Genomic DNA, 10231 nt, shown 5'->3' on the forward strand with positions numbered 1-10231 from the left:
GTATTCAGCCGTGAACCGCGGGGCAAGGGAAGGGAATCGGCAGCTTTCTGTGAATACCCTCTCCTGTGAATGCCGCGCGCGGAACCGGGGTGCTTCTTCCCGTCTCTTCGTCGTTGTGGATCTACGCGACCGGGCCGTTGGTCCGGGCATGGGTGTCGGCCCTGCCGTCGAGCGCGTCGTGCCCGTCCCGGTCGGCGAGCGCGGCCGGCCCCGGCAGGTGCGCCTGGCGGTCCGGCGGGTAGAACTGCCGGGCCCAGTGCCGCATCGCGCCGATCGGCCCGTCGCCCGGGGCGAGCTTCGGCGGCGACACGTACCGCTTGGTGGACCAGATCGGGAAGTCGGCCGCGGTGAACTCCAGGTTGCGCTTGAACATCGGGCCCGCCAGCAGCCTGGTGACCGCCCGGCTGACCGTCCGGGCGATGACCGGCGGCAGCCCGGACGGCTCCGACATGACGAAGCGGCTCGCCTGTCGCAGCTGCATCCGGCCGGGAGCGACCTGGGTGGCCATGACCAGCGAGCAGATCTCCAGGCCCAGCGAGGGCGTGTGCACGTCGGGGTGCAGGGCGGTGAGGCCGTACCCGTCCACCTCGACGTGGACCTCGCGCATGCCGAGCAGCGGGAAGGTCTCCCGGACCAGCATGGAGATGTGGAAGGTGGTGCCGTCGAACTCCACCGGCTTCGCCAACTCGCCCTGCGGCCAGCCGTGCAGGGTGACGAAGTGGCCCAGGTCGAAGGAGTTCTCCATGACGTCCTGGGCGTAGCCGGGCATCTCGAAGGAGGTGTAGCGCAGGGGTTGCCGCCCGTCGCCGATCCGGTGCCAGGCGGGGATCTCCCAGTCCGGCTCCCGGCCGTCGTGGTGGCGCCAGACGAAGACCGCCTCGTTCACCTCGCGCACCGGCAGCGGCGTCAGCGCCGCCTTGGGCGGCGGGGTGCCGTACCCGGTGCGCACGCAGCGGCCCTCGGCGTCGAAGCCGAAGCGGTGGAAGGGGCAGACCAGGTCGTCGCCCTCGACCGCGGCCAGGCCGAGGTGGGCGCCGAGGTGCGGGCAGTACGGGCGGATCGCGCGGAGGCGGCCGTTGCGCAGCCGGTACAGCACGACGTCCTCGCCCGCGAGTTGGCGGGTGAGGACGGTGCCGGGCCTGAGCTCGGCGGAGAAGGCGAGTGCGGACCAGCCGTCGGGGTAGGGCAGCGCCGGTGGCAAGGCGACGTCGGCCGCGGTCGGGCGGCTGCTGACGGGGTGGACGTGCTTGGACACGCGCATGAAGAAGTCTCCTGTCGGTCTGTCCGGCGCCGCCCCTCCCAGGCGATTAGCGCTCGAACAGAATGGATTTCCGATGCTAGCCATGGAACGGGAGCCCGTGCACGGACAATCTCCCTAACTCACAACAAGTCTGATGATCCGTCAGGTGGATCTGTTCAAGGATTCGACAGGTCCCAGCCACTCGTCCGGCCCTGAGTCGTGAGGGTGTACGAGCACCTCGGCGGGGCCCTCGGCATCCGTACGGGCCCGCACCGCGGGGCGATCGGCGCCGGCGACGGAATCGGCGGTCCCGGGGTGGCGGATTCGGCGGTCCCGGGGCGACGGGAATGCGGATCCGGCCGACCGCCGCGGTTCCCCCCGATTTCCCCCCGACCCTTTCCGGTCGCACCGCGCGGTGATTGCCGCAGGCGGTCGAGGAGGGGTCGAGAGGTGCTGGAAAGGGCTTTCTGCCGGGGGCGGGGTGTGTTGTGGTGGGTGGCAGGGGAGCCCTGGCCGCGGACGGCTCGACGGCCGTGGGTGGGCGGAGCGCCGCTGGTCGGTGACGTACCGGTGGCGTAGACGCTCGCGCATGGAACTGAGAGCGGCGGCTATGGATCGCCGGGCCAGGGGGGATTTGAATTGGTGCCACGACGGCGAACCGATCGGGCGCAACCGGCGCCTCCGAAGGACCGGTCGTCGGTGATTCCTCCGAGTCTTGGAATGAGGGTGTGTGTGATGGCTGGTGTGGTGGATCTCGCGGTCGAGTCCGGTGTCGTGCTGGTGGTCGGTGGGACGGGGAAGACGGGTCGCCGGGTGGCGGAGCGTCTGACGGCCCTGGGGTACGGGGTGCGGGTGGGGTCGCGTTCGGGTGCGGTGCCGTTCGACTGGCACGACGAGGGGACGTGGGAGGGGGCGTTGGAGGGTGTGAGTGCGGCGTATCTGACGTACTACCCGGATCTGGCGTTCCCGGGTGCGGTGGAGGCGGTGGGGGCGTTCTCGCGGTTGGCGGCGGAGCGCGGGGTGGGGCGGCTGGTGCTGCTGTCGGGGCGTGGTGAGGAGGCCGCGGAGGCGGGGGAGAAGGCGGTGATGGAGTCGGGGGCCGCGTGGACGGTGGTGCGGTGCGCGTGGTTCAACCAGAACTTCTCCGAGTCGTTCTTCCTGGAGCCGGTGCTGGCGGGGGAGTTGGCGTTGCCGGTGGGTGGTGCGGTGGAGCCGTTCGTGGACGTGGAGGACATCGCGGACGTGGCGGTGGCGGCGTTGACGGAGGCGGGGCACGCGGGGGAGGTGTACGAGCTGACGGGGCCGCGGCTGCTGTCGTTCTCGGACGTGGCGGTGGAGCTGTCGGCGGCGACGGGGCGTGCGGTGCGGTTCGAGGCGGTGTCGGAGGAGGCGTACCGGGGGGTTCTGGAGGCGGCGGGGCTGCCGGCGGACTTCGCGGAGCTGTTCTCGGTGATCCTGGACGGCCGCAACGCGTCGCTGGGCGACGGGGTGCGGCGGGCGTTGGGCCGCGAGCCGCGGGACTTCGCCGACTACGCCCGCGAGGCCGCCGCCTCGGGCGTGTGGAACGCGTGACCAGCCGGAAGGGCAACACCTGCCGTCCGTACGGCAGTTCACTTGATCGTCGGTGCCGGGCGGCGCCGACCGCCTGACCGAACACCCGGCCGCGGCCGGGAGCGGTGGGGAGGCCGGCGGCCCGGACACCGGGAGGGTCCCCGCGTCGGGCGGGGACCGGGGAGACCGAAGGAAAACCGATGCGCTCGAATCAGACCGCGACCCCTGCTTCCTACACCGCCGCACAGTCCTTCACCGGCCTCGCGCCGGGCGGTACGGCCCCGGCCGTGCCCGCCACCCGGAGCAAGGCCGCCGGGCCGCTCCTGGTGGGCGCCACCGTCGCGATGGGCCTGATGGCGGGCCTGTTCTTCGCCTTCGACGTCTCGGTGATGCCGGGCCTCGCGGCGGGCGACGACCACACCTACGTGGCGGCGATGCAGCAGATCAACAAGGCGATCGACGGGAACGGGCTGTTCGGCCTGGTCTTCGTCGGCGCGTTCCTCGCCACCGGCATCGCCGCCTGGCTCCAGCACAAGGCCGGCCGGCGTCAGGCCGCGCTCTGGGCGGCGGCCGCGACGGCGCTGTACGTGGTGGCGCTGATCGTCACCATGGGCGTCAACATCCCGCTGAACAACGAGCTGGCGGCGGCCGGCGACCCGTCGCAGATCCACGACCTGGCCGCCGTACGGGCCAAGTTCGCGGACACCTGGGTGCCGGTCAACATGCTCCGCACCGCGCTCTGCGCCGGTGGACTGTTCGCGCTGACCCGCTCCCTGGTGCTGCACGGCCGCGCGGGGCGCTGAACGCCGAACCCCCCGTACCGCGCCCCCGGCGGAACCCGCCGGGGGCCTCGGCATGCCCGACACCCGCGCTGCCCGGCGGTGTCTGTGCTCACGGCACCCCGTGCTCCCACTGGCCGGTTCCGTTCGCTCGCGATCGACGGAGGGTCGCGGCGGACGGCCCCTCGGGAGCAGACTGGCGGCCGGTGCACGGGAGTTCCGACCGCAGGGGGCAGGCATGTCCGTACGACCCGGCAGGCGCAAGGCAGTCGGCAGGATCCGGACCGCGATCGGCGCGCTCGTCGTCGCCCTGGCGGCGGGAGCGGCGGTCGCCCTGCCCGCCACCGGGGCGGAGGCGGCCGGCGCCACCGGCGGCAAGGTGGTCTACCTGACCTTCGACGACGGCCCCAGCCCCGCCTACACGCCCAAGGTCCTGGCGACGCTCGCCCGGTACGGGGTGCGCGCGACCTTCTTCGAGATCGGGCAGAACGTCGCCGCCCACCCCTCGGTGACCGCGCAGGTCGCCAGGCAGGGCCACAGCGTGCAGAACCACTCCTGGTCGCACCCGGACCTGCGCAAGCTCTCCGCCGCCGCGCTCGACGCGCAGGTGGCCGACACCGACCGGGCGATCCGCGCGCGGACCGGCCGTACCCCGAGCTGCCTGCGCCCGCCGTACGGCGCGGTGAACAGCACGGTGCGCTCGAAGGCCGCGGCGCTCGGCAAGCAGGTCGTGCTCTGGTCGGTGGACCCGGCGGACTGGTCCCGCCCCGGCACGGCCGCGATCCGGTCACGGGTGCTGAACAACGTCCGGCCCGGCTCGGTGGTCCTGATGCACGACGGCGGCGGCGACCGCAGTCAGACGGTGGCCGCGCTGCCGACGATCATCTCCACGCTCAAGGCGCGCGGGTACGGCTTCGCCACCCTCTGCGGCTGAGTCGGGCCGGCGGCAGAGGGTGGCGAAGGGACGGGCGGCGCGCTCGGGCCGCCCGTCGAAGGGGCTCGGCCCGGTCGGCTCCGCCCGTTGAGCGGGTCCGGCCCGGTCAGCTCTGCCCGTTGAGGATCAGCGCCCAGGCGAGGCAGGCCAGCGCGCCGGTCGACAGCAGGGTGCGCAGCACGTTGAAGCGCACCCAGCGCGCCTCGAAGCGGCTGCGCACCGCGGCCGGGTCGGCGATCCGCTGGGGCGACCCGGCGGCCTCGAGCTCGTCGTTCAGCGGGATGTTGACCGAGCGGGTCACCCCGATCATCGCGATGTACAGCACGAGGGCGGCGATGGTCGCGGGCAGGACGTCGTGCCCGTCCGAGGGCAGGTGCAGGGCGACCGCGGCCGCGGTGGCGAGCAGGGCGCCGACGAAGCCGAGGACGAACCAGCCGTTCAGGATCGCCTTGTTGATGCGCTGCATGACCTCGATGAAGGTCCGGTCCTCGGCCCGCGCGAGCGCGGGCATGACCGAGCAGGAGAATCCGTAGAACAGTCCCGCGGTCAGTCCACAGGTGACAGTGGCCGCCACCAGGACGAGTGTGCGTGCCGTTTCCATCGTCGTGAGCCCCTCACTTCTCGCTGTCGGTACCGCCGTACCGCCGTATCGCGTTCGCCGTGTCTCGGTCCATACCCCGTGGGCAGATCATCCGGCATCCGGGCGGTGCGGGCCACCTCGATCACTCAAGAGTCCCTCAAATGACGAAGCGTCAAATGATGTGCCGACGTCTACACTTGGCGGCATGGACACTCTGACGGGACTCCTCGACGGCCCCAAGGCCCGTGGCGCGTTCCTGCTGCGCTCCATCCTCACCCCGCCGTGGTCGCTGCGGATCGAGGACCGGGCCCCGCTCTCCGTGGTGACGATGGTCCGCGGCGACGCCTGGATCCTGCCCGAGCGCGGCACCCCGCTGCTGCTGCACCCCGGGGACGTGGCGATCGTGCGCGGCCCGGAGCCGTACACCGTGGCGGACGATCCGGACACCCCGGTGGACGTGATCGTCGGCCCGGGCCAGGTCTGCACCAAGGGCGGGGTGGACGTCTCCGAGGTGATGTCGCTGGGCGTCCGGACCTGGGGCCAGGGGCGGGAGGGCGACCGGGCCTCCTCGGTGGTGCTGTCCGGCACCTACCAGGCCGAGCACGAGATCGGCCAGCGGCTGCTGGGCTGCCTGCCCGCGCTGCTGGTCCGCCCGGCCGGCACCGGCGCCGACGACACCCTGGTGCACCTGCTGGCCGCCGAGATAGGGCGCAACGAGCCCGGCCAGGAACTCGTCCTGGACCGCATCCTGGACCTGCTGGTGGTCTCCGTGCTGCGCTCCTGGCTGGCCGCACCCGACTCCGGCGCCCCCGCCTGGTACCGCGCCCAGCACGACCAGGTGGTCGGCCCGGTGCTGCGGCTGATGCACGACGACCCGGCCACCGCGTGGACGGTCGCCGAGCTGGCCCAGCGGGTCGGGGTCTCCCGGGCCGGCCTGGCCCGCCGCTTCACCGCCCTGGTCGGCGAGCCCCCGATGGCGTACCTGGCGGGCTGGCGCCTGGCGGTCGCCGCCGACCTGCTGCGCGAGCCCGAGTGCACCGTCGCCTTCGCGGCCCGCAAGGTCGGCTACAGCAACGCCTTCGCCCTCTCGGCGGCCTTCAAGCGGGTGCGCGGCGTCAGCCCGCAGGAGCACCGCCGGCTCGCCGCCACGGGCACCCAGCCGCAGGCGGCGGGCTTCTCGGGGCCGGCGGAGACGGTGATCCTGGCGGGCTGAGCGGGGAGCGGGCCGAGCGGGCCGAGCGGGCCGTTTCCATTTGCCTAAACCATTTAGGCAATCCCATACTGTCCGTAGGCAACCACCGAGGCGACCGTACGGGAGAACACGCATGGCACGGGCAGGGCTGACCGTCGAACGCCTGGTCGTCGCGGGCGCCGAACTCGCCGACGAGGTCGGCTTCGACCAGGTGACCGTCGCCGCGGTCGCCCGCCGCTTCGGCGTCCGGACGGCCAGCCTCTACTCCCACCTCAAGAGCTCCCAGGACCTCAGGACCCGGATCGCCCTGTACGCCCTGGAGGAACTCGCCGACCTCGTCGCCGACGCCCTCGCCGGCCGGGCGGGCCGCGACGCGCTCGCCGCCTTCGCGGACGCCTACCGCGACTACGCGGCCCGCCACCCCGGCCGCTACGACGCCACCCGCCTGCGCCTGGACGCCGAGACGGCCGCCGCCAGCGCGGGCGTCCGGCACGCCCAGATGTCCAGGGCGCTCCTGCGCGGCTACGACCTGGGCGAACCGGAGCAGACCCACGCGGTGCGGATGCTCGGCAGCGTCTTCCACGGCTACATCAGCCTGGAGGCGGCCGGCGGCTTCAGTCACACCGCCGTCGACCCGCGGCAGTCCTGGGACTGGATCATCGACTCCGTCGACGCCCTGCTGCGCTCGGGCGGAGCCCGTACGACCGGCTGACCGGCCTCCTGTACGACCGGTCCGGCCATCCGCCCATTTGCCCAGTCTGACGACCCGACGAACCGAAGAAGCATCATGACCACGATCACCACCCCCGTCACCGAGGACCTCCTCCACGGCCACCTCGACGTCGAACACACCCGCCGCGGCCTGCTGCCGCACCGCCTGCCCGCCGCCGCCCGCCGACGGATCCCGGACGAGCAGCTCGCGATGGCCGAGTCCCAGCCCTCCGGCGTCCGGCTGGCCTTCCGCACCCGCGCCACCACGATCACGCTGCACGCCGTCCCCACCAAGCGCGCCTACCCGGGCGTCCCGAACGTCCCGGACGGCGTCTACGACCTCCTGGTGGACGGCCGGCTCACCACGCGGACCGGCGTCCCCGGCGGCAACCTGCGCACCGTCGACCTCGCCACCGGCCGCTTCGAACTGACCGAAGGGCCGTCCGGCAGCGCCCGGTTCACCGGCCTGCCGGAGCGGGACAAGACCGTCGAGATCTGGCTCCCGCACACCGAGACCACCGAACTGATCGCCCTCGACACCGACGCCCCGATCGAGCCGGTCCCGACCGGCACCCGCAAGCGCTGGCTGCACCACGGCAGTTCGATCAGCCACGGCTCCAACGCCACCCACCCCACCGGCACTTGGCCCGCCCTGGTCGCCAACCGCGCGGGCCTGGACCTGACCAACCTCGGCTTCGGCGGCGGCGCCCTGCTCGACCCCTTCACCGCGCGCGCCATCCGCGACACCCCCGCGGACCTGATCAGCCTCAAGCTCGGCATCAACCTGGTGAACAGCGACCTGATGCGGCTGCGCGCCTTCACCCCGGCCGTCCACGGCTTCCTGGACACCGTCCGGGACGGCCACCCGAATACGCCACTGCTGCTCGTCTCCCCGCTGCTCTGCCCGCTCCACGAAACCGTGCCGGGCCCGCTCGCCCCCGACTTCAGCAGCGGCACCCTCCGCTTCCGCGCCACCGGAGACCCCGCCGAGGTCGCCGCCGGCCGGCTCACCCTCACCGTCGTCCGCGCCGAACTGGCCCGCATCGTCGCCGACCGCCGGGCCGACGGCGACCACCACCTGCACCACCTGGACGGCCTGGCCCTCTACGGCGAGCCCGACCACGACGCCCACCCGCTCCCCGACGGCCTCCACCCCTCCCCGGAGGCCCACCGGCTGATCGCGGAGCGCTTCGCCGACCTCGCCCTCGCCCCCGGAGGCGCCCTGGCACCGTGACCCGCCCCGGTCACCTCCTGCCGGCGGGGCCTCCGGCTCCGGGGCCGGTCGCACGAGCAGTCAGTTCCCTGTGCTGTACTACGGGCTCCTCCGTACACCACGTACACCACGCGCCACCTCCGGAGCCACCTCTCGATGAGCACCACCTGCCCGACCTGCGCCGCCGCGGACGAAACCGTCACCGTGCGCCTCGCCCTCCTGGACTCCGACCGGCCGCTCGACCCGCCGACGCGGGAGCTGCTGACGATGCCGTCCGAGCCCCGGGGCACGAGCGGGGCCGCGGTCACCCTCTTCGTCCTGGCCGGCCTCACGGGTCTGCTGGGACTGACCACGCTGGGCTCCGGCGACAAGGCCGCCGAGGTCGACGACGCCGCGTACCAGTTCGGCTACCACTACGGCGCGTTCAGCATTGCCGCGGTCCTGCTGGCCATCGGACTCGCCGTCCACTTCGCCCACCGGAGCCGCCGGAGCGACACGGCGGACCAGTGGCCGCGGACCTACGAGCAGTGGCAGCAGCTCCACCAGGTGTGGCGGGCGACCTGGCTGTGCCGGCGCTGCCGGGTGGTGTTCCTCCCCGCCGCGTCGCTCCGCCCCGACGCCGTCGCCTCCTCCGCGATACCCGCGGAGCGGTTCCCGCAGTGGTCGGTGGCCATGGCGCGACAGGACGACCGCCCTGGCGCCCCGACCACCTCGGCCTGACCGGCTGCGTGACCACGGAGGGCCGGCCGCCCACCCGGCCGCCGGCCCTACGGAGTCCGCATCACGCGGCTCGGCCCGGACTCCAGGGGGCCTTCGCCTCAGGCCCGTCGCCTCAGGAACGCGCTGATCTCGTACGGCCCCTGCCGCGCGAGTCCGACCAGCGGCTCCAGGTAGCCCAGCCACGGCGCGTCGAAGCCCTCCGGAGCCGCCACCGACACACGGCTCCGAGCCGCGGCGACGCGTCCTGTGGCGGCGGGCAGCGCCTGGTCCGCCAGGCAGTCGTACGCCTGCTCCACGAGCGCGGCCATCCGCCGCCGCCCCTTGCGCGCGTGCGCCAGCTCGGCGTTGTCGCGGGCCACGAGCAACTGCTCGACCGGGATGGTGACGGCGGCCTCGAACTCGCCGAGCAGCGGCTCCTCGCACAGCTTCCCCACCACGCCCTCGGACAGCGGCGGGTTGCCGGCGACCAGCCGGTCGAGCACGGTGATGCCCAGCACCGCGTACGCGCTGGCGGTACGCCACAGCAGCACCTCCACCGCCTGCGAGAACTCGAAGGCCGCGCCGTTCAGTTCCTGGGCGACCTCGTGGTCGAGCCGCGCCGCCGTCCCCTCGTCCCCGTCGTCGCGGCGGCCTTCGGCGGCGTCCGCCGCGTACCTCAACCGCATCTCCACGGCGAGCGCCGACCGCCACTCCGCGTGCAGGCCGCTGACCGTGCCGTGCATCGCCGCCAGTGCGCCGTGCTCGGCCACCGTCAGCCCGTCCAGGGCCTTCCTGCTCGGGAAATCCACCTCAGCGCCCTTCCGTCCGCCGACACCGTCGACGCCACGGTAGAGTCCCGCCGCGCCCGCCGCAGGCGAACCGGCCGCGCGCCACACGGATCAGGGCGAAACCCCTTGGCCCCGCCCCTCGTTCGGCCCCAGTACGGCTGGTGCCGAACGAGCAGCGGGGCGGGCGTGGCCCACAGGCGGCGGGCGTCTCACGCCGCGGCCGCCCGGGACGGCGGAAGGGCGAGCACGGTGACCACCGTGCCGCGGTGCACGCCCCAGGAGCCGGTGCGGACGGCCGGGAGGTGCGGGTGCCGGGCCGTGAAGGTGCCGTCGGCGTGCACGGTGACGGCGATGGCCGCGAGCGGAGTCCAGGTGCCGGTCAGCGGATGGACGGCCTTGTAGGCGGCCTCCTTGGCGCTGAACAGGACGGTGTCCCACGGGGCTTGGCCCTCGGGCAGCACCGCCAGGCCGCCGCGTTCGGACGCGCTGCTGACCAACTGGAGGACGCCCCGGGGAAGCGGCTCACCTCGCTCGGCATCGATCC

At 73.4% G+C, this 10231-nt stretch carries 11 protein-coding genes; 7 read left to right on the forward strand and 4 right to left on the reverse strand.

Going from position 1 to position 10231, the window contains the following annotated elements; translation table 11 throughout:
• Positions 1-121: 121 nt before the first annotated feature.
• Positions 122-1261: a Rieske 2Fe-2S domain-containing protein gene (locus tag ACFU6K_RS18955; protein ID WP_380664441.1), complete on the reverse strand. Its 1140-nt coding sequence runs from the start codon at positions 1259-1261 to the stop codon at positions 122-124.
• A gap of 714 nt (positions 1262-1975) precedes the next feature.
• Between ACFU6K_RS18955 and ACFU6K_RS18960 the strand changes: the two genes are divergently transcribed.
• The 3 genes from ACFU6K_RS18960 (at position 1976) to ACFU6K_RS18970 (ending at position 4504) form a co-directional block, all read left to right on the forward strand.
• Entirely contained in the window at positions 1976-2812 is an 837-nt protein-coding gene (locus tag ACFU6K_RS18960; protein WP_380664443.1) for an NmrA family transcriptional regulator, read from the forward strand.
• Positions 2813-2991: 179 nt separating this feature from the next.
• Positions 2992-3594, forward strand: coding sequence for a DUF1772 domain-containing protein (locus ACFU6K_RS18965; RefSeq protein ID WP_380664445.1), 603 nt, complete (start codon positions 2992-2994; stop codon positions 3592-3594).
• A gap of 214 nt (positions 3595-3808) precedes the next feature.
• Positions 3809-4504 carry a polysaccharide deacetylase family protein gene (locus ACFU6K_RS18970; protein WP_380664448.1) on the forward strand — a complete coding sequence of 232 codons (696 nt, stop codon included), beginning with the start codon at positions 3809-3811 and terminating at the stop codon, positions 4502-4504.
• Positions 4505-4610: 106 nt separating this feature from the next.
• Here the strand turns inward: ACFU6K_RS18970 and ACFU6K_RS18975 are convergent, their stop codons facing one another.
• Positions 4611-5078, reverse strand: coding sequence for a DUF1772 domain-containing protein (locus ACFU6K_RS18975; RefSeq protein ID WP_310593231.1), 468 nt, complete (start codon positions 5076-5078; stop codon positions 4611-4613).
• A 211-nt stretch (positions 5079-5289) separates the two neighbouring features.
• On the opposite strand from ACFU6K_RS18975, the gene ACFU6K_RS18980 reads away from it, so the two are divergent.
• From ACFU6K_RS18980 to ACFU6K_RS18995, 4 genes are all read left to right on the forward strand, one after another.
• Entirely contained in the window at positions 5290-6297 is a 1008-nt protein-coding gene (locus tag ACFU6K_RS18980; RefSeq protein WP_380664451.1) for an AraC family transcriptional regulator, read from the forward strand.
• Positions 6298-6409: 112 nt separating this feature from the next.
• On the forward strand, positions 6410-6988 hold the full coding sequence (locus tag ACFU6K_RS18985; protein WP_380664453.1) for a TetR/AcrR family transcriptional regulator: 579 nt from the start codon (positions 6410-6412) through the stop codon (positions 6986-6988).
• Between the two features lie 75 nt (positions 6989-7063).
• Positions 7064-8221: a GDSL-type esterase/lipase family protein gene (locus ACFU6K_RS18990; RefSeq protein WP_380664455.1), complete on the forward strand. Its 1158-nt coding sequence runs from the start codon at positions 7064-7066 to the stop codon at positions 8219-8221.
• A 135-nt stretch (positions 8222-8356) separates the two neighbouring features.
• Positions 8357-8920 (forward strand): hypothetical protein, encoded by a 564-nt coding sequence (locus ACFU6K_RS18995; RefSeq protein ID WP_380664457.1) that lies wholly within the window; start codon positions 8357-8359, stop codon positions 8918-8920.
• 98 nt (positions 8921-9018) lie between these two features.
• Here the strand turns inward: ACFU6K_RS18995 and ACFU6K_RS19000 are convergent, their stop codons facing one another.
• Positions 9019-9708 carry a hypothetical protein gene (locus ACFU6K_RS19000; RefSeq protein WP_380664459.1) on the reverse strand — a complete coding sequence of 230 codons (690 nt, stop codon included), beginning with the start codon at positions 9706-9708 and terminating at the stop codon, positions 9019-9021.
• A 188-nt stretch (positions 9709-9896) separates the two neighbouring features.
• Positions 9897-10231: 4'-phosphopantetheinyl transferase superfamily protein (locus ACFU6K_RS19005; RefSeq protein WP_380664461.1), on the reverse strand; the 335-nt coding region annotated here is incomplete at its 5' end.

Source organism: Kitasatospora sp. NPDC057512 (genome assembly GCF_042802135.1).
In the GTDB taxonomy this organism is placed as follows: Bacteria; Actinomycetota; Actinomycetes; order Streptomycetales; family Streptomycetaceae; genus Kitasatospora.